The organism is uncultured Hyphomicrobium sp., from assembly GCF_902826555.1.
Lineage (GTDB): Bacteria > Pseudomonadota > Alphaproteobacteria > Rhizobiales > Hyphomicrobiaceae > Hyphomicrobium_C.
In genome coordinates this window covers 20,470-42,845 of sequence record NZ_CADEFI010000027.1, presented here as the reverse complement: position 1 = coordinate 42,845, position 22,376 = coordinate 20,470, and the positions used below count along the sequence as shown (strand labels likewise).

General features: G+C 64.9%; 21 protein-coding genes. 12 read left to right on the top strand and 9 right to left on the bottom strand.

The features are described from left to right. The first annotated feature begins 139 nt into the window (after positions 1-139). Together opgC and QZV93_RS12170 are read left to right on the top strand one after the other, a co-directional pair. Positions 140-1,207 carry an OpgC domain-containing protein gene (gene opgC / locus QZV93_RS12175; RefSeq protein WP_295558804.1) on the top strand — a complete coding sequence of 356 codons (1,068 nt, stop codon included), beginning with the start codon at positions 140-142 and terminating at the stop codon, positions 1,205-1,207. After that, complete coding sequence (locus QZV93_RS12170; RefSeq protein WP_295558802.1) at positions 1,204-2,082, top strand: SGNH/GDSL hydrolase family protein; 879 nt, start codon at positions 1,204-1,206, stop codon at positions 2,080-2,082. Before opgC ends, QZV93_RS12170 begins: the two co-directional genes overlap by 4 nt. A 149-nt stretch (positions 2,083-2,231) precedes the next feature. Here QZV93_RS12170 and QZV93_RS12165 read toward each other — a convergent pair whose 3' ends face one another. Beyond that, positions 2,232-2,441, bottom strand: coding sequence for a hypothetical protein (locus QZV93_RS12165; RefSeq protein WP_295558800.1), 210 nt, complete (start codon positions 2,439-2,441; stop codon positions 2,232-2,234). Positions 2,442-2,702: 261 nt separating this feature from the next. Between QZV93_RS12165 and QZV93_RS12160 the strand changes: the two genes are divergently transcribed. From QZV93_RS12160 to QZV93_RS12150, 3 genes are all read left to right on the top strand, one after another. Next, entirely contained in the window at positions 2,703-4,304 is a 1,602-nt protein-coding gene (locus tag QZV93_RS12160) for an ATP-binding protein (RefSeq protein ID WP_295558799.1), read from the top strand. Then, on the top strand, positions 4,279-4,878 hold the full coding sequence (locus tag QZV93_RS12155) for a response regulator (protein ID WP_295558798.1): 600 nt from the start codon (positions 4,279-4,281) through the stop codon (positions 4,876-4,878). Before QZV93_RS12160 ends, QZV93_RS12155 begins: the two co-directional genes overlap by 26 nt. Positions 4,879-5,034: 156 nt before the next feature. After that, positions 5,035-5,373 carry a hypothetical protein gene (locus QZV93_RS12150; RefSeq protein WP_295558796.1) on the top strand — a complete coding sequence of 113 codons (339 nt, stop codon included), beginning with the start codon at positions 5,035-5,037 and terminating at the stop codon, positions 5,371-5,373. 6 nt (positions 5,374-5,379) lie between these two features. On the opposite strand, the gene QZV93_RS12145 is transcribed toward QZV93_RS12150, so the two are convergent. After that, a complete protein-coding gene (locus QZV93_RS12145; RefSeq protein ID WP_295558795.1) occupies positions 5,380-6,825 on the bottom strand; it encodes an FAD-binding oxidoreductase in 1,446 nt (481 codons plus the stop codon). 90 nt (positions 6,826-6,915) lie between these two features. Between QZV93_RS12145 and QZV93_RS12140 the strand changes: the two genes are divergently transcribed. The 7 genes from QZV93_RS12140 (at position 6,916) to dxs (ending at position 15,263) form a co-directional block, all read left to right on the top strand. After that, positions 6,916-7,278 carry a hypothetical protein gene (locus QZV93_RS12140; protein WP_295558794.1) on the top strand — a complete coding sequence of 121 codons (363 nt, stop codon included), beginning with the start codon at positions 6,916-6,918 and terminating at the stop codon, positions 7,276-7,278. 149 nt (positions 7,279-7,427) lie between these two features. Beyond that, positions 7,428-9,209, top strand: coding sequence for an acyl-CoA dehydrogenase (locus tag QZV93_RS12135; protein WP_295558792.1), 1,782 nt, complete (start codon positions 7,428-7,430; stop codon positions 9,207-9,209). A gap of 16 nt (positions 9,210-9,225) precedes the next feature. Beyond that, complete coding sequence (locus tag QZV93_RS12130) at positions 9,226-10,740, top strand: hypothetical protein (RefSeq protein ID WP_295558790.1); 1,515 nt, start codon at positions 9,226-9,228, stop codon at positions 10,738-10,740. Positions 10,741-10,825: 85 nt separating this feature from the next. Continuing rightward, positions 10,826-11,776 carry a histone deacetylase family protein gene (locus QZV93_RS12125; RefSeq protein ID WP_295558788.1) on the top strand — a complete coding sequence of 317 codons (951 nt, stop codon included), beginning with the start codon at positions 10,826-10,828 and terminating at the stop codon, positions 11,774-11,776. 90 nt (positions 11,777-11,866) lie between these two features. After that, positions 11,867-12,127, top strand: coding sequence for an exodeoxyribonuclease VII small subunit (locus QZV93_RS12120; RefSeq protein ID WP_295558787.1), 261 nt, complete (start codon positions 11,867-11,869; stop codon positions 12,125-12,127). Positions 12,128-12,225: 98 nt separating this feature from the next. Next, the gene (locus QZV93_RS12115) at positions 12,226-13,167 is read left to right on the top strand and encodes a hypothetical protein (RefSeq protein WP_295558786.1); all 942 of its coding nucleotides are present in this window, start codon (positions 12,226-12,228) and stop codon (positions 13,165-13,167) included. 185 nt (positions 13,168-13,352) lie between these two features. Then, positions 13,353-15,263, top strand: coding sequence for a 1-deoxy-D-xylulose-5-phosphate synthase (gene dxs / locus QZV93_RS12110; RefSeq protein WP_295558785.1), 1,911 nt, complete (start codon positions 13,353-13,355; stop codon positions 15,261-15,263). A gap of 36 nt (positions 15,264-15,299) precedes the next feature. Here the strand turns inward: dxs and QZV93_RS12105 are convergent, their stop codons facing one another. The 7 genes from QZV93_RS12105 to mraZ form a co-directional block, all read right to left on the bottom strand. Further along, positions 15,300-16,340 carry an FkbM family methyltransferase gene (locus QZV93_RS12105; RefSeq protein WP_295558784.1) on the bottom strand — a complete coding sequence of 347 codons (1,041 nt, stop codon included), beginning with the start codon at positions 16,338-16,340 and terminating at the stop codon, positions 15,300-15,302. Positions 16,341-16,748: 408 nt separating this feature from the next. Next, complete coding sequence (locus QZV93_RS12100; protein ID WP_295558783.1) at positions 16,749-17,360, bottom strand: helix-turn-helix domain-containing protein; 612 nt, start codon at positions 17,358-17,360, stop codon at positions 16,749-16,751. A gap of 251 nt (positions 17,361-17,611) precedes the next feature. Beyond that, positions 17,612-18,817: a GNAT family N-acetyltransferase gene (locus tag QZV93_RS12095; RefSeq protein WP_295558781.1), complete on the bottom strand. Its 1,206-nt coding sequence runs from the start codon at positions 18,815-18,817 to the stop codon at positions 17,612-17,614. Positions 18,818-18,849: 32 nt separating this feature from the next. Beyond that, on the bottom strand, positions 18,850-20,505 hold the full coding sequence (locus QZV93_RS12090; RefSeq protein WP_295558779.1) for a penicillin-binding protein 2: 1,656 nt from the start codon (positions 20,503-20,505) through the stop codon (positions 18,850-18,852). 15 nt (positions 20,506-20,520) lie between these two features. Continuing rightward, a complete protein-coding gene (locus QZV93_RS12085) occupies positions 20,521-20,811 on the bottom strand; it encodes a cell division protein FtsL (protein ID WP_295558777.1) in 291 nt (96 codons plus the stop codon). Between the two features lie 57 nt (positions 20,812-20,868). Then, positions 20,869-21,861: a 16S rRNA (cytosine(1402)-N(4))-methyltransferase RsmH gene (gene rsmH, locus QZV93_RS12080; protein WP_295558775.1), complete on the bottom strand. Its 993-nt coding sequence runs from the start codon at positions 21,859-21,861 to the stop codon at positions 20,869-20,871. Then, a complete protein-coding gene (gene mraZ, locus QZV93_RS12075) occupies positions 21,858-22,361 on the bottom strand; it encodes a division/cell wall cluster transcriptional repressor MraZ (protein WP_295558774.1) in 504 nt (167 codons plus the stop codon). Before mraZ ends, rsmH begins: the two co-directional genes overlap by 4 nt. Positions 22,362-22,376: the final 15 nt, after the last annotated feature.

Below are 22,376 nucleotides of genomic sequence, written 5' to 3'. Positions count from 1 at the left end.
CGATACAGGGTTCGGAACACGCCGGTATCGATGCTGACGGGTGCCGGGCATCATCCGCTTGTCTCGCGTCGGGAGGTGCGCTTAAAGGCTCTTGGCTCGCCTGCGGGCACGTAGGACTAAGACGAACCGAGAGCGCGAGATGCGGCCCCCCAATGCGATCGACTTTTGGCGTGGCGTCGCGCTGGTGATGATCTTCATCAATCATATCCCCGGGCTCGACTACTCGTTCCTGACGCTGCGCCAGTTTGCCATCTCGGATGCAGCCGAGCTTTTCGTTTTCCTCGCCGGATGCTCTCTGGCGTTTGTCAACAATGGCGGGTCGCAGCCGAAGCCGATCGGCCAAGTCGTCATGCGCCTCCTCATGCGCGCCTTCGAAATCTGGCGGGCACAGGTCGTGACCATATCGGTTGCCATTTCCATGCTCGGCGCGAGCGCCATCGTCTTCACGGATCCGCTGCTGCTCGAATGGCACGGCGCCGGACCCGCGTTCTCCGACACGGTGCGCTCGTCCATCGGGCTCACGCTGCTGACGTATCAGATCGGCTACTTCAATATTCTGCCGCTCTATGTCGTGCTGTTGCTGCTGGCCATCATCTTCATCGTGCTGTCGCGTTGGTCGCTCATGCTCGCGTTGGCAGGCTCCGTTGCGCTCTATGCCGTCACGTTGGCCTACCAGATCAAGCTGCCCAGTTGGCCGGCGGAAGGGGCGTGGTTTTTCAATCCGCTTTCGTGGCAGCTCCTGATCGTTCTCGGATTTCTCGCCATCACTGCGCAACGCAGCTACCCCGGTTGGCAAATGGCGCTGGATCGCATTTGGCCGTTGGCCGTCGCGATCGTCGCCGTCGGCGCCGTTATTGTGTGGATCGACTATCGTCCAGACCCGATGCTCGTGCCGGAGCCGCGCTATTTCTATTTATTCGATAAGGAATTTCTGTCGCCTGTCCGAATTTTGAGCATGGCGGCAATCGCGATTGCCTTTAATCCGGCATATCCTGTACTTTCCAGGCAGATGGGACCTGTCGTGCGCTACTGCAGCAGCCTCGGCCGCAACTCGTTGGCCGTTTTCTGTGTCGCCTCGCTGCTCGCACTGGCAGGACAGATTGTAAGATACATTGGCGAGCCGACCTTCTTGCTCGACACGGCGATCGTGGCATTGGGTTTGGTCTTGTTGAGGGTAACAGCATGGGTTTCCGAAACTCAATCTTGAGCGCCGCGATGATGGTCGGAGCGGTGAGCGTCATGCCGTCGGCGGCTGTCGCGACCGATGCGAGCAAGCCTGTTGAGATCCACCCGGCCGAAGCCGCGCCCGCGGTTCCGCTTGCTGCGCCCGGCGCGGCCACGGCCCAGGCAACGAAGCGTCGTCCGCTTTTGCGCTTCCTCAATCCTCAGGCGTCCGTCGAGTGCAAGGTCAAGAGCCCGGCTTTCGAGGGGCGCTCTGCGTTGCGCGCCGTGCGTCGTGCCATCCTGCAGAACCGGCCGGTGCGCGTCATCGCGCTCGGCTCGTCGTCTACTGTCGGAGTAGGCGCATCGTCTCCGCGTGCCACCTATCCTGTCCGTCTCGAGAACGACCTCGAAGGCGTGATCGACGGTCTGAAGGTAGAGATGTACACGCGTGGGCAGTCAGGCGAGGTCGCGGAAGGCGCGGCCGAGCGCATCAAGATGGATGTCGCCGAGTTGAAGCCCGATCTCGTCGTCTGGCAGGTTGGCACCAACGATGCGGTTGCGCGGATCGACGCCGAGACTTTCGGCGAGCAGCTCCGCGAGACGCTCACGTGGCTGGCGTCCCACAAGATTGACGTTGTCTTGATTGATCCTCAATACGTCGAGCGTCTATCGAAGGACGCGCGCTATACGAGCATCGTCAACGAGATCGCGACCGTCGCATCCGAAAAGCGCGTGCTGCTGGTCAATCGATACGATGCCATGGCCGATCTCGCCCGCCAGCACCCGGGTTCGTCCTACCTAGCCAACGATCGCTTTCATCTCAACGATCTTGGCTATCAGTGCATGGCCGAGTACGCAGCCAAAGCCATCGTCGCCGGAATCCTGCAGGCGGATACCGAAAACGGTGCCATGCACTGAAACGGTGCCGCATCTTTCCTGACCCGCAGAGGCTCAGGAAAGATGGAAAGCCATGACGATGGCGATTGCGCTGACCACCAGCACGAGATCGAAGAGCTTGCTGCCGGTTGGCATGCCGGGGATCTCCAGAAGCGATCGCTGAAACGGCCTCAATCGGCCCTCAGCAGATCGTCGAGCGGAGCCCTGGCCATGTAGTCGCGCGTAGCCTCTGCCGGAAACGCGGCGTCAGGGCCGCCGAGCGGGCCCGGATCGTCCGGATTGATCACGGACAGGACGCGAATGTGTGCGAAACCCTGCGAATAGGCTGCCGGGAGCCGATGCTCGAATTCGGCCACAGCCTCAGTGGTGGGGTCGATCATCGAAGCCTCCTGCGATTTTGCTAGGACAGGGACAAAGTTGCTACGCTGCTAACCTTGCTGCGTTCGCATTGTTCCGGCAATTGGCATCAGTACGTAGAAGGGTGCCATAGGGAGCATTACGTATCGCCCTGGGCGAGCCCATGGAATATGGGCATTCGGCGTCTTCGCAAGCGTGAGGGTCGGGAACTTCACGGAGTTGTCGAGAGGCAGGCGCGGGGTCCACACAGTTAACAGCAACCGAGGACGGGCCGACGACGCTCCATGATCGATGCCCGCCAAACTCGCCGGATCCTGTATGGCTGCATCTTTGTCGCCGCCTATGTAGCGCTCGATTACGTAAGCTACGTCAAGCCTTACCGCGGCCTCGGCATTACGCCGTGGAATCCGCCGCCCGGCCTCAGCATCGCGGCGGTCTTCCTCGGAGGATCGGCCTTCGCGCCGGTCGTCCTCATCGCGCCGGCCGTCGCCGACATGATCGTCAGGGGCGCGGCGCTTGGCACGAAGCTCGAGCTGATCCTCTCGCTTGCGGTGGGCAGCACATACCTGGCAGGGGGCTTGGCGCTCCGGCGTATCGCCACCTTCGATCCCCGCTTCCGTTTCGTGCGCGATGCACTGACCCTGATCGGTGTCTCGGTCTCCGCAGCCCTGGTCGCAGCCGCACTTTATGTCGTCATCCTGCGTTCGACCGGTACCATATTCCAGAACGAGGTGCTGGCCGTCGCCTGGCGCGCCGCCGTTGGAGATATCATCGGCATCCTCGTGGTGGCTCCGCTCGTGCTTCTTGCCGCCACGTACCGGCCGTGGCCGAAGGTCGAGGCGCTTGCCTTGGTGCAGTTTGCGTCCCTGTTCGGCGCGCTCGCCATGGTCTTCGGCTATCAGGAGGCGACAGCCTTCCAGCTCTTCTACTTGCTGTTCCTGCCGCTGCTCTGGATCGCGCTGAGCTACGGTCCGCCGGGGGCCGCCATGAGCTTGCTGTTCATTCAGCTCGGGCTCATCATCGGCGCGGAGATCCGCTTCGGCCCGGACCCTGGACTCGGCGCCCTGCAGGTGCTGATGATCGCACTCGCCATCACTGGTCTCATCGTCGGCACCATCGTCGCCGAGCGCGAGGACGCGGCAGCCCGCCTCCGCGACCAGCAGGCCTCGATCAACAGGGCGCTGCGCATTCGCTCGGCCGGCGAGGTCGCGGCTACCATCGCCCACGAGATCAATCAGCCGCTGACTGCGCTCAATACTTACGCCGGCATAGCCGCGAAGGCGATGGAGGATGGCCGGCCCGATCTCGTTGCACGCGCCGTCGAGCGCATCCGCGTCGAGAGCAATCGCGCCAACGAGGTGCTGCGCGGCATCCGAGAGCTCCTGCGTCAGGGCACTCTGACGAAGCGCGACGTCGATCTTTACGCCAAGCTCGAAGAGCTCGAGGCCCTGCTCGGCGAGGATCTCGAGAAAAAGGGCATTCGTCTCGTGATCGACATGGATCCGGATTTCCCGATCATTCGCGCGGACGGCATTCAGCTTCAGCAGGCGATCCACAACTTGATCGTGAACGGCGCCGAGGCCATTCTAGGAGTCGGCCGCAGCGGCACCGTTGAAACGCGCGTGTTGTTGTCGGGCAATGACGATGTGCTGATCGAGGTCGAGGACGATGGACCCGGCTTTCCACCCGGCTTCGACATCGACGAGCCCACGCCGTTCACGACCACCAAGCCGGAGGGATCCGGGCTGGGCCTTGCAGTCGCCCGGTCTATTGCCGAGGCTCATGGGGGCGGCCTGACCATTTCCACGTCGTCGCGCGGCGCGCGCGTCGTCTTGAAGCTGCCGATCGAAAGGGAGGGTAATGAGCAAGACCGTCAGCGTCATTGACGACGAGGCCTCGGTCCGCGATGCGGTCGCCATGTTGCTCGAGACTCATGGATTGACAGTGTCGTGCTATGAGGGAGCCGAACCGTTTCTTGCCGCTCCTTTCGCCGCGGGCTGCATCGTCAGCGACGTGCGCATGCCGGGGATTTCCGGGCTCGATCTGCTGCGCACACTGCGCAGCAACGGCGATCCGCGGCCGCTCCTGCTGATGACCGGTCACGGCGACGTCGAGCTGGCCGTCCAGGCCATCAAGCTCGGCGCTTTCGATTTTGTGGAGAAGCCGTTTTCCAACGACCGCTTGATCGCCAGCGTCGAGGAGGCACTTGTTGCATCCGAGAGCTCACTTAAGGAGCGCATCGAGCTCGACGATCTCAAGGCCAAATTTGCAGCGCTCTCCGATCGCCAGCGCGACACTATGCAACTGCTCATTCGCGGTCTTTCCAACAAGGAGATCGGCCAGCAGCTGGGCATCAGCCCGCGCACGGTCGAGATTCACCGCACCTGGGTCATGACGAAAATGTCGGCGCGCTCGATCGCGGACCTGGTGCGCATGGCGATGGCGCTTGGCGTCGAGTGACTCAACCCCTCCGTAGTTTCCCGTAGCATGCCGCGCAGTTGAAGCTGTGCGCCCGCGGCGCGTTTGTCTCTGCGGTGGGGATATTGTCTTTGCGCCGTCGAGACCGACATCTGAATCGGTAAAATGCTCAAACTGGGTCTGAGGAGGAGTCTCGAGATGACCACCGGCACGTCGCTTCGCATGTATCTGGCTGCGGTTGCTCTTGCTGTGGGCGCCACGCCCGCGCTGGCCGACCAGACCGGCTTCTCGGACATGCACAACCAGGCGCGCGTCGGTGGCAAGATGTGCATGACGGACCACTGGCACTACGGCAACGGCCAGGGAAGAACCAAAGCCGCGGCCCAGAAGGATGCCATTGGCTCCTGGCAGAGCTTCACCGATTTCGAGTACGGCAGCGATTGGGCGCGTTTCAGCAAGGCTGTTGCCAAGCGCGTCAGCTGCACGCAATCGGGCGGCGGCTTCAGCTGCCAGGTCGAAGGCCGGCCCTGCCGCTAATAGGGCCTAACGGCTGAGAACCTTCCCGGGGTTGAGAATACCGTTGGGGTCGAGGGCCGTCTTGATGCGCCGCATGAGATCGATCTCGACCGCGCTTTTCACGCGCACCAGCTCCTCGCGCTTGAGCCGTCCGATGCCATGCTCCGCCGAGATCGAGCCGCCGAGCGACGTCACGACGTCGTGCACGGCGCGCGCCACCTCGTCCCACTGCGCGAGGAACGCCTCGCGCGCCATCCCGGGCGGTTGCGAGATGTTGTAGTGCACGTTGCCGTCGCCGAAATGACCGAACGGCACCGGCCGCGCGCCGGGAGAGATGCGCGCCACGACATCGGCGGCTTTCGACAGGAGCTCGGGAACGCGTCCCACCGGCACCGACACGTCGTGTTTGATTGATCCGCCTTCGCCCTTCTGCGCTTCGGAAGCGCTCTCGCGCAGTCGCCACAGGGCCGCCGCCTGCGTGAGTGAGCCCGCCACGGCCGCATCGCTCACGAGCCCGGCCGTCGCCGCATGCGCGAGCAGGGCCTCGAGCAGCCCCGTCGCGCGTCCCTCGGCGGCTCCCGAGATCTCGAGCAGGACATACCAAGGCGCTTCGCCTGCGAGCGGGCGCTGCGTGCCGGGAATGTGCCGCGTCACGAACCCGAGCAGCTCGCCGCTCATGAACTCGAACGCGGTGAGCGAGGCTCCGGCTTGGGCTTCCGCCAGCTGGAAAAGCGGCAGCAGCGCATCGAGACCGGGCAGCGCGGCAAATGCCGTTGCCCGCTCCACAGGTTCCGGATAGAGCCTGAGCGTCGCCGCCGTGATGATGCCGAGCGTGCCTTCCGATCCGACGAACAGGTCGCGCAGGTCATAGCCCGTGTTGTCCTTCTTGAGCGCGCCGAGCCCATCCCACACGCTCCCGTCCGCGAGCACCACCTCGAGCCCGGAGACGAGCGCCCGCGCCGTCCCGTACGAGAGCACGGCCACGCCGCCGGCGTTGGTTGCGAGGCACCCGCCGATGGTGGCGCTGCCCTCGGACGCCAGGCTCAGCGGAAAGAGCCGCCCGGCTGACCGGGCCGCAGCCTGCGCCTCGGCCAGCGTAACGCCGGCCTCCACGGTCAGCGATCCGCCGTCCGCGCCGAGCCCGCGAATCTGCTTCAGCCGCGTGAGAGACAGCACGATTTCGGCGCCGGACTCGCTCGGGATCTGCCCGCCGACGAGCCCGGTGTTCCCCCCCTGCGCAACCACGCCCACGCCTTCCGCGTTAGCCAAGGCGAGAATGCGAGACACTTCTTGCGTGGTGGCGGGCTTCAAGATCAGCGGTGTCCGCCCCACATAAAGGTCTCGCCACTCGCGGAGGAACGGCGCTTGCTCGGCGGCATCCGTGATCGCATTGTCGGCGCCGACGATCGCCGCAAAGCGCGCGATGAGGTCGGCGCCGGGCGCCTTGGCGGAACGATCGGAGGACGACGTCATGGACGGGCTGCCGCAGAAGATCGGAAAGGCGCGAAGCGCTTGCAGCAGTCAATATCAGGCTTTGAGGTCGTGACGCAAAAATCGCAGTTAATGTCCCGTACGATATCGCCCGCGGCGTGGCTCTTTGCGGCGGCGTGCCTGTTGGCGACGGCGGGTCTCGTCGCGCCGGATGTCTCGGCGGCGGATCGCTATTCGCGAGGCGTCCAGGAGCGAGTGAAGCCGGTCCCGGCTCCCCGCGTGCAGCCCACGCCGCGGCTCGCGCCCGACCTGAGGACCCCGCGTGGGTCCGGCACCGGCGCCTCGTCGGATTTCTATTCGCGCATGGGCTCCTCTTCGGCTTGCCGCTCCCGCTGTGGCTCCTCCTGCCAGACCATCGCCTGCTCGGGTCTCAACACGTCCCAATGCCTGTCCATCCGCCAGCAGTGTCGGTTGAGCTGCAACTCCCGCTGTTGATAAGGCGCGCCCGCTTCGTGGCGGGCCCGGGATTGCGCGCGAGGCGGTGTTCCGGCCTCTTTGTCGTCCGTTGCGCTCGAAAGGCTTCCGCACGATGATTGGCGCGAGACGGCAGCCCCGATTCGAACGGGTGCACGGAAAGGGATCCCATGAGCTACCAGGCTCCAGTCGACGACATTCTCCTTGCGCTGAGAACCGCCGGCGATGCAGCGGGCACGGCCGGCGAGGGCACCGTCCGCGGACTTGACGACGAGACACTGCGTGCGGTGCTCGAGGAGGCCGGCAAGTTCGCGTCCGAGGAGCTGGCGCCCTTGAACAAAGCCGGCGACCGCTCGCCGTCCCGCTGGGTCGACGGACGCGTCCTCACGCCGCCCGGCTGGAAGGCCGCCTACGATGCTTTCCGCACGGCCGGTTGGAGCGCCCTGCCCTGCCCTGAGGAATTCGGTGGCCAGGAGCTGCCCGAGACCGTCGCCATGGCCGCATGCGAGATGTGGAACTCGGCGAACCTTTCGTTCGGCCTTTGCCCGTTGCTCACGCAGGGAGCCATCGATGCCTTGCGGGCCGGTGGCTCGGATGAGCTCAAGCAGCGCTACCTGCCGCGCATGGTGAGCGGCGAGTGGACCGGCACCATGAACCTGACCGAGCCGCACGCCGGCTCCGACCTCTCAGTCATCAAGACCCGCGCCGAGCGCGCGTCCGATGGAACCTACCGCCTCTTCGGTACCAAGATTTTCATCACCTACGGCGACCACGACCTGACCGACAACATCGTCCACCTCGTGCTCGCGCGCTTGCCGGATGCGCCGGAGGGCACGCGCGGCATCTCTCTCTTTCTGGTGCCGAAACGTCTCGTCAATGCCGACGGATCGCTCGGCGCCGAGAACGACGCCGTCTGTGCCGGCCTCGAGCACAAGCTCGGCATCCACGGCAGTCCGACCGCAGTCATGAAGTTTGGCGAGAAGGACGGCGCTATCGGCTACCTCATTGGCGAGGAAAACCGCGGCTTGAACACCATGTTCATTATGATGAACGCGGCGCGCCTCGCGGTCGGCATCCAGGGCGTGGCCGTCGCCGAGCGCGCGACGCAGCACGCCGTCTCCTACGCCAGGGAGCGCCTCCAGGGCCGCTCCACGACGTCGAAAGCGCCCGGCATGGTGCCCATCGCCGAGCACCCGGACGTCCGCCGGACACTGCTCACCATGAAAGCTTTGACGCGCGCCGCGCGCACCATCTGCTACGCCACCGCCGCCGAGATCGACAAGTCGCACCACGCCGAGACCGAGCACGAGCGCCGCACTGCGGCTGACCGCGCAGCCCTCCTCACGCCCGTTGCCAAGGCCTTTGCGACCGACATCGGCTGCGAGGTCGCGTCCATGGGTGTGCAGGTCCACGGCGGCATGGGTTTCATCGAGGAAACGGGCGCGGCGCAGTTTTATCGCGATGCGCGCATCTTGCCGATTTACGAAGGCACCAACGGCATCCAGGCCATCGACCTCGTCACGCGCAAGCTGCCGCTCGGCGGTGGCCAGCTCATCAAGGATATGATCGAGGAGTTCGAGACCGTCGCGCGCCGGGCGAAGACGGTGAACCGCCAGGAGATTGGCCGCATGGGGCAGCGGCTCGCGTCCACCGTGGTTGCCTTTGCCGAGGCGACCAGTTGGATGGTCGAGGCGATCGAGCATACCCCCAATCTCGCACTCGCCGGCGCAACGCCCTACCTGCGCTTGTTCGGCCTCGCGGCGGGCGGGCATTACCTCGCCAAGGGCGCTCTCTTGGGATTGGAGGAGGGCGGCCCGCATGCTGCGGAATCCGTTGCGGTTGCCCGCTTTTTTGCCGAGAACATCTCCGTCGCGGCACCCGGCCTTTCTGCCATTGTTACGTCCGGTGGCCATGCTGTGATCGGCGTCACGCCGGAGACCGCGCCGGTTTAGGCTGAAGAGGCGAGCGATGGGGGCGATGCGCTTCGCATTGGGAGCATTGGGTCTTGCTGTATGCGTCGCGCTCGTGACGCCGGTGAGCGCGGGTTGGCTGTCACGCATCGCCCGCGAGGCGGCGGAAGGCGGCGGAGGGGTCGCTTCCAAAAGCGGAAAATCGGGCCTCGGTGCACTCGACAACGCGGCTGTCCATGTAGCGGGCTTGCCGAAAGTGACCGGCGGCACGGCGCTTGCGGCCCACGTTACGCCGGAAGGTCATTGGAAGTTCGCCAATCGCGAGGGGCAGGTCTTCACCGCTGCCACGCCCGAGGAGCTGGCTCGCGTCGGTGCCGCGCTGGCGCCCGAGGCGGCACCCGGCGGCCGCCTGGCCTACTATCTGAGCGAGGACGCGGTCTTCTCGCAGCGTGCCGCCCTCAAGGACCTGCCCAGGGACGCCGACCTTCACGTCGTCGTCGGCGACGAGGCTTTCAAGCTGCGCCGCGTCGGCGCCGATGAGCTGGCCGCCGAGTTCCGCCCCAACATCGTCTTGAGCCTTGCCGACCGTGCGCTGTTCGACGAGACCGTCTATCGGCTAACGCGCTCGCTCAACCGCTCGAACATCCGCACGTTGGCTCTCGAAACGGGCGGTCCGCAACGCCTGTCGTCGGCGCCTCGCTTCGATCCGGCGACCAAGGCCGCGCTCGTCGATCAGGTCGATCCCTCGGCACTTCCGGCGGCCCTCTCGGGCCTCAAGGGGCAGACCGCGATGATATCCGGCCGCATCGAGGGAAATGTGCTGACGTTCCGTTCGACGAGCGGCCCCGAGCAGAGCCTCGACATCGTGAAGCTCGTCAAGGCCGCCGAGGACGCCGACGTCAATCTCTTGCTGCTCTCGACCGGCGCCTCCCGTCAGCCGGGCGGACGCAACTGGCTTTGGCAGACGGTCGAGGTCGCGGGGCTCGACGAGGCTTTGAAACGCGCAAACTTTGCCGACTTTCTGAGCGCACTCGGCGGCGCCGGCAGCGAGCTCACCATCAAGGCCGCGCCGAGCAGCCACGGTCGCATCGTCATTTCGGCCCTCCCGACGCCGGCCCCATCGGCCCCCATCACCGATACGGTCGGCAGTTGGATCGGCTGGGACAGTTGGCTGGGCGAGGTCACGGGGCACGTTGCGGTGAAGTCGATCGAGGTCTTCGCCCGCGACCAGGAGCGTGAGAAAGAACTCGATGCCCGCATTTTGCCCGGCATCCCGTCGGGCATCCAGTTCGCCTATTTGGGCTCTATCGTTGCAGGGCTGATAGCCTGGCAGGTGACGTTTTCGTGGTGGAAAAGCATCTGGCCGCCCGAGCAGCGTCAGGACTACGCGGGACGCCTCGGGTATGCCGCAGCCCGGTTGGCCCGCTTCCTCGCGTGTCTCCTGGTGTTCCTGCCGCTCGCCGGCATCCCCGCCCTGCTCTGGCTCGGGGTGCAACAGCTCTGGAATATGATCACCTCGCCCATCCGTGCCGTCCGCTGGCTTTGGGACCGGCTGCGTCCCGCGCGCGTTTGAACGTCGATACCGCTGGTCAGGACGAACTGCTCCGCTATCATGGGGTCAACAAGAAACTCTGGGAGTGCCCGAGGCTTACCGCTCTATGGCTACACTGCTGATTACACATTCCGACTTTCTCGATCACGACACGGGCTTTGGCCATCCGGAGCGGCCGGAGCGCATGCGCGCCATCGACGCCGTATTGGCCCACGAGAGCTACAGCGCGTTGAAGCGCGCCGAAGCTCCGTTGCGCGACGACGTCGAGGAGGCGATTCTGCGCGTGCACCCGCTCGGGCATCTGGCCCGCATCAAGGGGGCGGGCGAGGTCGCGAAGAAGCGTAACGGCGGCCTGCATCTCGATGGCGACACCGTCATGTCCGCGGGCAGCTACGAGGCGGCGGTGCGTGCCGTCGGCGCCGGCCTCGACGCCGTGGACGAGGTGATGGGCGGTCGCGTCGCCAACGCCTTCTGCCAGGTGCGCCCGCCCGGCCATCACGCCGAAAACGACCGCGCCATGGGCTTCTGCCTGTTCTCGAACGCCGCCATCGCAGCCCACCACGCGCGGGCCCGTCATGGTGCGGAGCGCGTCGCCGTCGTTGATTTCGACGTCCACCACGGTAATGGCACGCAGGATATTTTCTGGTCCGACAAAGATCTCTTCTACGGCTCGACCCATCAGATGCCGCTGTTCCCCGGCACGGGGGACCTATCCGAGACCGGGGTCGGCAACATCTGGAACGCGCCGCTTCGCGAGGGCGACGCCGGCGAGACGTTCCGCGACGCGTTCACGTCGCGGATCCTGGGTCCGCTGCACAACTTCGGCCCGGACCTGATCGTCATCTCCGCGGGCTTCGACGCCCACAAGCGCGATCCCCTGGGCGGACTGCGCCTCGTCGAGGCCGATTTCATGTGGGCGACCGAAGCGCTCGGCAAGGCCGCCGAAAGTCACTGCCACGGCCGCATCGTGTCTATGCTGGAAGGCGGCTATGACCTCGAAGCGCTCGCCAAATCGGTGGCCGTCCACGTTCGGACGCTCATGGATCTCGGCGCCTAACCAACTGATATTACGCTTTGAAACAAGTGCGTGCGCGGGCGCGTGCGAAGCTCTAGAGTCGGGCCTGAGAATCACGGGACCAGCACGGAAATGAGCAAGTTGCCGAACAAGAACCACGCCGACATCAAGGACCTCTCCTTCGAGAAGGCGCTCAAGGAGCTCGAGACGATCGTCAGCCGCCTGGAGCGGGGTGACGTCGAGCTCGAGGAGAGCATCACCATCTACGAGCGCGGCGAGGCTTTGCGCGAGCACTGCGACCGGCTCTTGAAACAGGCCGAAGCGCGTGTCGAGAAGCTCACGGTCGGAGCCGACGGCGCTCCCCGCGGCACCGAGCCTCTCGACCCGGAATAGCCGGCGCATCGCGAGGGCGGCCCTCCCGTTTCGTTTGCTGAAAATGCTCAGCACGACTATTATCCGCGCTTGGAGCACAGTGCGGACGGGGGGATGTGATGGCGTTGAAGCGAGCGGCCGTTTGGGTCGCGTGCGTTGTTTTGGCTTCGCTGACAGTTCCCGCCCAGGTGGCCGTATCGGGGGACGCCACGCCATCCGCGGGCGCCGCGGCGAGTGCGGAAAAGGATGCGTTCAACAGCGCCAAGGAGCTTGGCACCGTCGACGCATGGAACGCGTTCCTGAACACCTATCCGACAGGTTTTCACGCCGATCTGGCGCGCGCCTATCTCAAAAAGCTGAATGAGAAGCCGGCGTCTCCGGCGCAGACTCAGACAGAAGCGCCGGCGCTCCCGCCGTCATCGGCCCGTGCCGGAGAGCGGCCGTGCTCTGAGCTTTCCGGGTTGCGGCCGGAGCATTCCAGAGAGCCGACCAAGATCACGTTCGTCAACAAGTCCGGAATGTATCGGTCCTTCATGTGGGTCGATTTCGACGGCAGGCTGCAGGACTACGGGGGCGTGAACTCCGGCGATCAGGTGACGTTCGATACGTTCCGCACCCATCCTTGGGTGGTGGCGACCGGCCCCGGCGATTGTCTGCAGATCTTCATGCCTGCTGCCGAACCCGCAACCGTCGAGCTGGTCCATCTCCCGGCTGATGACGCACCCCAAAGGCCGGCTGCCGAGACCCGGGAGAAACAGCCCGAGAAGCAGGCGGCCCCCAAGAAGAAGCCGCTGGTGTGCGCCAAGAACTACAAGCTGCAGAATGGCAAATGCGTCCTCCTGCAGAACTGCGGAAAGAACGCCTATCGCAGCGCCGAGGGCGACTGCTACTGCAACAAGGGCTACCGGATGCAAAACGGAAAATGCGTCTGGCCGCACGACAAGCAGGGCTTCGAGGTGGCGCCGTGGAAGAAGTCGGGCTGCAAGACCTGGCAGGCCCAGTGCTCCGGGGGCAACGGCAAGGCCTGCACCAAGTACGAGGAAAACTGCCAGGTGAATTGACGGTAGGCAGCGGCGGCCTCCGGAGGCATGCCGCACCTTTGTGCCGCAGCCCATAGGGATTTATGCCCGGCCTCGGCCCTTCAATCGCCGCATGTTCGGCGCTAAAGTGCTCGCATATGCGGGCCGCATTAAACCGTTGGTTCGCGGGAGCTTATCGCTCCATGACCGAAGGATGACGCCCTACCGTGAGCAAGACGCCGCTCCTCGACACCATCGAAACGCCCGAGGATCTTCGCAAGCATCCCGAGTCCGCGCTTCGCCAGATCGCGGACGAATTGCGTCACGAGACCGTCGACGCGGTTTCGGTCACCGGCGGCCATCTGGGCGCGGGCCTCGGCGTCGTCGAGCTTACGGTTGCCTTGCACTGGGTGTTCGACACGCCGCGCGATCGCCTGATCTGGGACGTCGGCCATCAGTCCTACCCGCACAAGATCCTGACCGGCCGCCGCGATCGCATACGCACCCTGCGCCAAGGTGGCGGCCTCTCCGGCTTCACCAAGCGCGGCGAGAGCGAGTACGACCCGTTCGGCGCCGCCCATTCGTCCACCTCGATTTCGGCCGGCCTCGGCATGGCCGTCGCCCGCGACTTGAAGGGCGGAGAGAACCACGTCATCTGCGTGATCGGCGACGGCGCCATGAGTGCCGGCATGGCCTACGAGGCCATCAACAATGCCGGTGCCCGCGATGAGCGTTTGATCGTCATCCTGAACGACAACGACATGTCGATCGCGCCGCCGACCGGCGCCTTCTCGTCCTACCTCGCGCGTGTCACGTCGAGCGGCACCTATTTGCAGTTGCGCGACTTCGCCAAGCAGCTCGCCAAGCGCCTGCCGAAGAGCTGGGAGCGTCGCGCGGCTCGCATGGAGGAGTACACGCGCCATCTGTGGCAAGGCGGCATGTGGTTCGAGGAGCTGGGCTTCTACTACGTCGGCCCCATCGACGGCCATGACTTGGGCCACCTCCTGCCGGTTTTGAAGAACGTCCGCGATACCAAGCAGGGCCCGATCCTCGTCCACGTCGTCACCAAGAAGGGCAAGGGCTACGCGCCGGCCGAGGCATCCGACGACAAGTATCATGGCGTTGCACGATTCAACGTTGTGACCGGCGCGCAGGTGAAGCCGAAGCTGAACGCGCCGACCTATACGCGCGTGTTCGCCGACAGCCTCATCGCTGAGGCCAGGAAAGACAAGCGCATCGTCGCCATCACGGCTGCTATGCCGGACGGCACCGGGTTGGACCTCTTCGGCAAGGAGTTTCCGGATCGCACCTTCGACGTCGGCATTGCAGAGCAGCACGCCGTCACCTTCGCGGCTGGCCTCGCGACGGAGGGCTTGAAGCCGTTCTGCGCGCTCTATTCCACGTTCTTGCAGCGCGCCTATGATCAGGTCGTGCACGACGTCGCGATCCAGCGCCTGCCGGTTCGCTTCGCGATCGACCGCGCCGGCCTCGTCGGCGCCGATGGTCCGACGCACGCGGGCTCGTTCGACCTCGCCTACTTAGGATGCCTGCCGGATTTCATCGTCATGGCCGCCGCCGACGAAGCCGAGCTCACGCACATGGTAGCGACCGCGGCAGCGATCGACGACCTGCCTTGCGCCTTCCGCTATCCTCGCGGCGAGGGTCTGGGCGTCGAGCGTCCTGAGGAGGGACGGCCGTTGGAGATCGGCAAGGGCCGCGTGCTGCGCGAAGGCTCTGCCGTTGCCATCCTTTCGCTCGGCGCGCGTCTCGGCGAGGCATTGAAAGCGGCCGACCAGCTCGCCGCCATGGGGCTCTCGACCACTGTTGCCGATGCGCGCTTCATGAAACCGCTCGACCATGATTTGATCGCGCGCCTCGCCAAGGAGCACGAGGTGCTGGTGACCATCGAGGAAGGCTCCGTTGGCGGCTTCGGCAGTCACGTGCTGCAGCACTTGTCCGGAGCAGGCCTGCTCGACCGCGGCCTCAAGGTGCGCACCATGGTGCTGCCGGATGTGTTCATCGATCACGACTCTCCCGCACGCATGTACGAGCGTGCGGCTCTCGCCGCCCCTGACATCGTCAGCACGGCGCTCGCAGCGCTCGGCCGCGACGCGTTGGCGAGCCCGAGCCGCGCCTGACGCCAAGCAGGCTCTGGCCGGCGTCGCGACGCGCTGTTACCGCGGGTTGGCCTGGTCGTTGCGCTGGAATTCCGGGTGGAAGAAAAGCAAGAGGTCCGTTTCTTGCCGGTCGATGAGCGGATCGCCGGATCGCACCTCCACGACCTCGCACTTGAGGCGGTCCTGATGGTCGGTCAGGAACAGAGCGCGATAGCCGAGATCGAACAGAGAATTGGCGATGTCCCTGCGGCGCACGCCAAACCGCAGCTTTTTGTCTTTGTGCAGCTCGAGCAGGATGAACGGGCGGTGCGTGACGAGCACCTTTAAAGCGCCCTCAAGAACGCGGCCCTCGTATCCGTCAACGTCCACCTTGACGATATCCGGCCATGCACCAGCGGTCTCGGCAACGTGATCGACGCTGGTCATAGGCACGTTGGCGGAAGTGAAAGTACCGTTGAAGCCGCTGCGGAGATTGAACTTGAGCCAGCGCCAGCGCTCCCTGTAATCGGCGGCGTCCGGGCGGGTTTCGAACAGGATGGAGCTCGCATACCAGATATCGGTCGGGCCTTTATGGACGTCGGTCAATCCCGCAAGCCGCGGGAGAATGCGAGCGCCGAACGCGTCGTTTGCGATGTTCGCCTCGAGCTGCGACATGCGATCGGGGCGCATTTCGAACGCATAGACCGACGGAGCATGCTTGATGTGAGAGGCCGCCACCCGCGCGAAATATCCGAGGCCCGCCCCGATGTCGAAGAACAGCGACGTCTGGAACCGCGTAATCAGGAAGCTCAAGAGAAGCGTAGTGGTTTCTTCGTAGAAGAACGGGTGCGCGGGCTTGTGCAGGACGGCGCCATTGTGAGGCGGTCTGAACGCGATGGGGTTGTGACCCGGGATAAGCAGATTGTACCCGTGCTCGTGCGAGGCCAGGGACATTTGCGTGTTGGCGAGATGGGCGGCGATATCCGCGCGCAAGACCTCCCAATCGACGAGACGCGTCTTCGTCTTTCGCAACGAAAAACCGCTGACTGCGCCGCGACGGACTTCGCCGTCGTCCTGCTTCGGCCGATCGGCATGGCGAATGCGATCGAAAATGCTCATGATCCAGTGCAAGCCTATTGCTGTCGTATCCCGAAGCCAAAGTCGCCGATTGGTTCTGCTTGCCGGCGCAGGTGGCAGAGGCGCCGAAAACCCCATTCGGTGCCAGCAAGCCAATTGAACAAGTGGAAGCTTACGCACCGGACGACAACGGTTCCCGATCGTCAAGTGGTCAAAGTTGCACTTAGCATAAACATTCCGAAACACTGAGCCGCGGTTAGGTAAACCGATGTCGCGCTCTCGATGTGGAGGGGGAAGAGTTGAGATAGAACGTATGCGTTTCTTGCAACCTGAAGGTAGGTCGTGAGTGCCGATCTCCTTTTGACGCCGTTATCGAGCAAACTGCCCCGTATTTTCATGCGGCTGCGATGGCACGCCCGGTTGGACTGAGCCTTAACGGAGGCCGGCTGATTAACGATCGAAAATGAACTCGTCCATCGGCTGGGCGCGATAGCCGCACACCGCGTTATCCGGCGCGGGAACACCGATCGCGTCGTTGTACAGCGTGCCCTCGTGGAAGAAGTAGGTGATGGTTGTCCGGTAAAGCCCGATCGAATCGTGCTCCGCCGTGCGCAGCACGCTCCGGGTCGTTGTGACGAGGCTCTGGATCTCCCCCGCGGCAATGGCGCGTTGAAGCACGGCATCGTCGAGAATTTCAGCCAGCACACCGCAGGCGATCGGTGCCAAGTCGCGGCCGATCCAGTCCGCCATCGAGGGGCGCTTGGCGAGGGCAGGCGCAGAAAGTCTCTGCAGCCGCAAACTCGGCGTACGAGTAAGCGCGCGCGGCGCCGGGCAATAGGTGATTGAATCCGCAATGCCTCGGAACAGCGAGCTCGCGGGTTCCCAGCCCAGGTCGCGCAGCCGCTTCTGCTGCGCCACGCTCGGACTGTCCTCACCGCGCTCCCACCGCGAGATGGTGCGCTGGGCAACGCCCATGAGATAGGCCATGTGAACTTGGCTGAGCCCGTGGCGCACGCGATAGCCGCGCACGAAACTCCCCCAGTCGTCACCGATGTCGCCCACTGGATAGACCCCATTAGACGTTGAAGCGCGCCGTCTGCCTTCCTACAGATCGATCTCGGCTGCAATCGGGCAGGACGCCCAATGCGGGCAAGCGCGATTTTGGTCTGCCTAGCGCCCGAACCTACGTCCGGGTGCCTTCGAGACCCTGAGCGCTTGGGCATCGCCCGATCGATGCCGATGCGTAAGCGGGGAGGAACCATCGGCGGCAAAGCTCGCCGGTGGTTCTAGCTTTTCTGAGCATTGGCTTGACGCTACTCGATCGCCGCGATCACGGCACCCGCTGCGGCTGCAGCCGCCACGGCGGCCGCCGGTACGCCGTAGCGCTCGCCGGCGACGCGCATCTCGGTCGGCAGACGATGGTAGATATCCCGTGCCAGCGGCCGCACATGACGCCTGACTTCGGCCACTCCGCGCCCGACATGCGTGAGCGCGATCGCATAGTCGTCGATGGCGACGCCGGTGTCGCCGCGCGCCCAATGGCGCTTGTAGTCGTCGCTGGGCGCTAGAAGATCGTAGCGCTTGAAGCCCTGATCGAAACACCAGGAGACGGTGCGGAGCATTTGCTCCTGGCCGGGACTGAAGGCGCTGAAAGCGTCGTCATAGGCGCCGAGGTAGGCGATGTAGCTGCGCCGGTCCTGCAGTCCGATTTCGATGGCGAGCGGTGTCGCTCCGGCCTTGAGTGCGGTGACGATGGCTGCACCCGCCAAGACGTTGGAACGCAATAAGTGCTCCCAGTCGCTCTCGTCGAAAACGGGGCTCGACATGCCCCGATTGGCAAGCCAGCGGCGCTTCCAGTCAAGCGCGGTGTCGAACGCAGTTGCTGCCTCGTCACCGCGCAGAACCTCGAACGTCACGGCGCCGGCGTGGGATTCGAGGCGCTGCATCCGTTGACGGCGATTGCGGCGTGTCCGGCTGGAGAACGACGCATCATAGGCCGCGAACGTGCCGAAGGCTTCGAGGTCGATATAATGAGCGATGTCCTGGGAACGCTGGGACCGCGCGCACGCGGCGAGCGCTGCGAAGAGCCCGCTATCCTGCCGCACTTTTCTGAGCAGCATGACGTCGATCCCCGTCAGTGCCAGGCTGTTGCACAGCCGGCCAAGGTCGTCCGGGGTAATCGCTTCTCCGGCAATGTCGGTGTATTGGGCCAGCGGATAGACGAGCGGCACGGCCGTGCGCGCACCGAAAAGGCGCTCGCGCCGAAGCGCAAGCAACGACCGAGGCTCGCCCCCGCGGCGCAGCACGGCCACGATAGGCTCCGAGCCGATGCGTCGGGCGAGCTGGGCAGATTCGAGCACGAGGTCGAACCGCTGGAAGGCTCCCGCGCCACCGGCCCGGCCGCAGGCGTTGCTCCAACACGAGCGCAGGCGCGCGATACCGTCGACGCCGGATACGATCTGGATGTCGTCCATGGCGGAAAGATGCGCCTTCAACTCGTTCGGAAAGGTGATCCCCACTATCCCCAAGAGCCGTTTGAATTGGGTTAAGCTCAGTCGAGTTGAGCGACGTCATTCGTCGGCTTGACGCCGAGCAGCGGCGCGATACGGCCGATGACTCGCCCGGCGGTTGGCGCAGCGTTGCGACCCGCCAGGATTTCGCCAGCCGCCGCTTCCGTTCCTTTGGGCTCGAAGATGAGCACCATGACCAGATACTGGGGAGCGTCCATCGGGAAGGCCGCCAGGAACGACGACACGACGGACTTTTCCTGATATCCGCCGCGGCCCGGCATTTCCGCCGTTCCCGTCTTGCCCCCGACCCGATACCCGGGGACATCGGCCCGTTTTCCGGTTCCCGCGCTTTCGGTCACGTTGCGGCGAAGCAGCACGCAGAGGCTCCGGCTGGTTTCTTCGCTGACGACCCGCTGCGCGGAAGGCGACGCCTCGCCCCCGCGCCTGAAGTACGTCGGCGTGACGGCCGTTCCGCCGTTGATGACGGCGGCCGTCGCTGCCGCGAATTGGATCGGTGCCACCGCAATTCCGTGCCCGTACGCGACCGTGATCTGCTCCGCTCGGCCGAACTGCGACCCCATCTGTGGCGCCGCGACCGGCCCCACTTCCGTTCGCATTTCGCGCATGAGTCCGAGCTTTTCGAGAAAAGCCTTTTGCCGCTCGGGCCCCTCGGCCAGCGCCAGCATCCCCGAGCCGACGTTGGAGGAGTGAATGAAGACCTCGGACACCGTGAGAGGCCGCCCGGACGAATGCAGATCCTTGATCGTGAATGGCCCGGCGGTCAGCGGCTTGGTGACGTCGAGAACGGTGTCGAGCTTCGCGCGACCGCCGTCGAGCGCCATGGCGACGGTCAGGATCTTGAACACCGAGCCGAGCTCATAGGCGCCTCCCTGGATCTTGTCGGCCCTTTCCGGATCCAGCCCTTCCGCGTTGCGCGCCGGATCAACTCCGGGTAGCGACGCCGAGGCGAGCATCTCGCCGGTGTGCACGTCCATGACGAGTCCGGCGACACCCTTCGATTCGTAGCGCGCCATGGCGGCTTTGAGTTCGTCCTCGAGCGCATGCTGTACGCCGAGGTCGAGCGTCAGCCTGACCGGCAGGCCGGCGTTGACGGGCGCGCCAATGGTGGTTTCGACTCCGATCGTCTCGTCGATGGCCCGTTCGATGCCGCTTGCGCCCTTGTTGTCGATATTGACGGATCCGAGCACGTGTCCCGCCAGGCGTTCGAGCGGATAGGCGCGCCTCAGCTCCGTGCGAAACTCGAGCCCCGGGAGGCCGAGGTCGTGGATTTTCTGCGCAAGCTTGGGTGAAACGCCGCGGCGCAGCCAGATGAAACGCCTGTTGCGGTCGGAAAGCGAGCGGCGGAGTTCGCCTTGATCGATGTCCGGCAGAACGGCGCCGAGTTGCTCGGCCGCATCGTCGATCCCTTGTACGAGCGAGGGATCGGCATAGAGCGACGGCATTTCGATATCGGTAGCCAGCAGCCGGCCGCCACGGTCGAGAATGTCCGGCCGAACGTAGGTGCGCGCCATCGGCTCGTTGAGAGTGACCGTCATCTCCGGCGCCGCCGTCCCGGCGAGCCGCGCGAGCTGCCCGGTAACGCACGCGAAAAGCGCCGCCATGCCGAGCATGACGAGCCGGGTTCTGAGCCCGGCGCTGGAGCCCGCTCCTTGTCCCCGCCCGTTTGCGCCGCTCATGAACGTCCCCCGAAGCTAGCGGGCGATGGCCCCCGTGCGAATCGTGCTTTCCGCTGCCTGGTCCGCCACCTGCTGGTCCGTCAACGGCACGAGCCCCTGCGCCCGCGCCAGCGGCTCGATTCGGGCGGGCCGTGCGAGGTGGGCCCGCTCAGCCTTGAGCACTGAGATGTCGGACCGGGCTCTTTCCGCGAGCCGCTCTTGCGCGGCGACGCGCGCTTCGAGCTGGCGTGTGTCGTAGCTCAGTCCGTAGAGCAGGAAGGCGCTCGATATGGCCAGGAACGCGGCCGAAACGGTAAGCGGGTGCATCGGAACGACCTCAACCAACGGCGAACGAAGTCAAGACCTTGGACAGGGCGCTACGGGTTAGCTGCCGTGCCACGCGGGTGCATCCGTCCGGATGCCGACACGCAGCCGCGCCGATCGCGCTCTCGGATTTGCATCCGTTTCCTTTTCGTTAGGTGTAAAGCCACGAGTGTTAACAATTCGGAAACTTGGCGCATCCGCCGCCGCGGCCGGCTCCGGCAGATAGCGCGAGGCGCCAGCCGTCTTTCCGGAGCGCTCCTGCAGGAAGTGCTTGACGATCCGGTCCTCCAGGGAATGGAACGTAACCGCCGCCAGCCGTCCGCCCGGTTTGAGCAGACGTTCGGCGGCCTCGAGCGCTCGCTTCAACTCTCCGAGCTCGTCGTTGACGTGGATGCGCAACGCCTGAAAGGTGCGGGTCGCCGGATGCTTTTCGTCGCCCCGCGCCCGGCCGAGAACGCGCTCGACGATATGTGCCAGCGCTTTGGTCGTCGTGATGGGCGACTCATCCCGCGCTTTGACGATAGCCCGCGCGATCGCGCGCGACCGCCGCTCCTCGCCGAGCTCGTAGAGAATGTCGGCGAGATCTTCTTCCTCCGCGCCATTGACGACGTCGGCGGCGGAGGGCCCGGACTGCGACATGCGCATGTCGAGCGGTCCGTCGCGCAGGAACGAGAACCCGCGCTCCGGGTCGTCGAGCTGCATGGACGAGACGCCGATGTCGAGCACCACGCCGTCGACGTGCGTCAGGCCGGCTTCGCGTGCCGGCTGCTCCATGTTGCTGAAGGTGGTGGGCGCCAAGACGAGCCGCCCGCCGAATTCCGCGACCAGCGCCTGCCCGTTGGCAAAGGCCGTAGGATCGCGCTCGATGGCGATCACACGGCAGGGTGCCGCCTGCAAAATGGCGCGAGTGTAGCCACCCGCGCCGAACGTTCCGTCAATGTAGGTTTCTTGCGGCCCCGGCCGGAGCTGCTCCAGAACTTCCGAGATGAGCACGGGAATGTGTGCCCGCACGTCCCGGTCCACCGGTCCCTCGCCGGTGCTCCGGGGCGTCATTCCCGTGCCCCCTCGTCGCCACCGCCGCTGCGGTGGCCGCTCCCCGCGCCGAAAAGTTTTCTGTGTTCTTGAGCTTTTTCGCGGGCCCGGGCGCGGCGCTCTTCGAAGGCGTCTGGGGCCCAGATCTGAAACTTGTCGCCAAGGCCGACAAATGTGACGTGATCCTGAAGACCGGCGTGACGGCGAAGGCTTTCAGGAAGGACGATACGGCCGTCCCCATCGATCCCGAGAACCTGGACGTCGCCGTAGAGCGCGACAGAGAGCTCGTCTCGCTCATCCGAATAGTCCGGCAGGCCCGCGAGAAGCCCGTCGATCTTTTTTGCAAGTCTTTCGCCGCCCGCATCAAGGGCCGGAGCATCGATCGAGGGGTAGCAATAGATTCCCCCGGCGCTTCCTTGGCTGTAGCCGTCGCGCTCGAGAACGGCGCGGAAAGGGGCTGGGATCGAGACGCGCCCTTTGGCGTCGATCTTGTTGGTGAATGTCGAGACAAAGCGGTCCATCCCCTTTTTGAGCCT

Bases quoted from the DNA above. Each gene is read 5' to 3' on its own strand.
- QZV93_RS12150 (WP_295558796.1), top strand. From the start codon at position 5,035: ATGACCACCGGCACGTCGCTTCGCATGTATCTGGCTGCGGTTGCTCTT.
- QZV93_RS12165 (WP_295558800.1), bottom strand. From the start codon at position 2,441: ATGATCGACCCCACCACTGAGGCTGTGGCCGAATTCGAGCATCGGCTC.
- QZV93_RS12125 (WP_295558788.1), top strand. From the start codon at position 10,826: ATGGCTACACTGCTGATTACACATTCCGACTTTCTCGATCACGACACG.
- QZV93_RS12145 (WP_295558795.1), bottom strand. From the start codon at position 6,825: ATGACGTCGTCCTCCGATCGTTCCGCCAAGGCGCCCGGCGCCGACCTC.
- QZV93_RS12135 (WP_295558792.1), top strand. From the start codon at position 7,428: ATGAGCTACCAGGCTCCAGTCGACGACATTCTCCTTGCGCTGAGAACC.
- opgC (WP_295558804.1), top strand. From the start codon at position 140: ATGCGGCCCCCCAATGCGATCGACTTTTGGCGTGGCGTCGCGCTGGTG.
- rsmH (WP_295558775.1), bottom strand. From the start codon at position 21,861: ATGACGCCCCGGAGCACCGGCGAGGGACCGGTGGACCGGGACGTGCGG.
- QZV93_RS12090 (WP_295558779.1), bottom strand. From the start codon at position 20,505: ATGAGCGGCGCAAACGGGCGGGGACAAGGAGCGGGCTCCAGCGCCGGG.
- QZV93_RS12140 (WP_295558794.1), top strand. From the start codon at position 6,916: ATGTCCCGTACGATATCGCCCGCGGCGTGGCTCTTTGCGGCGGCGTGC.
- QZV93_RS12115 (WP_295558786.1), top strand. From the start codon at position 12,226: ATGGCGTTGAAGCGAGCGGCCGTTTGGGTCGCGTGCGTTGTTTTGGCT.
- QZV93_RS12105 (WP_295558784.1), bottom strand. From the start codon at position 16,340: ATGAGCATTTTCGATCGCATTCGCCATGCCGATCGGCCGAAGCAGGAC.
- QZV93_RS12155 (WP_295558798.1), top strand. From the start codon at position 4,279: ATGAGCAAGACCGTCAGCGTCATTGACGACGAGGCCTCGGTCCGCGAT.
- QZV93_RS12160 (WP_295558799.1), top strand. From the start codon at position 2,703: ATGATCGATGCCCGCCAAACTCGCCGGATCCTGTATGGCTGCATCTTT.
- QZV93_RS12130 (WP_295558790.1), top strand. From the start codon at position 9,226: ATGGGGGCGATGCGCTTCGCATTGGGAGCATTGGGTCTTGCTGTATGC.
- mraZ (WP_295558774.1), bottom strand. From the start codon at position 22,361: ATGGACCGCTTTGTCTCGACATTCACCAACAAGATCGACGCCAAAGGG.
- QZV93_RS12120 (WP_295558787.1), top strand. From the start codon at position 11,867: ATGAGCAAGTTGCCGAACAAGAACCACGCCGACATCAAGGACCTCTCC.
- QZV93_RS12085 (WP_295558777.1), bottom strand. From the start codon at position 20,811: ATGCACCCGCTTACCGTTTCGGCCGCGTTCCTGGCCATATCGAGCGCC.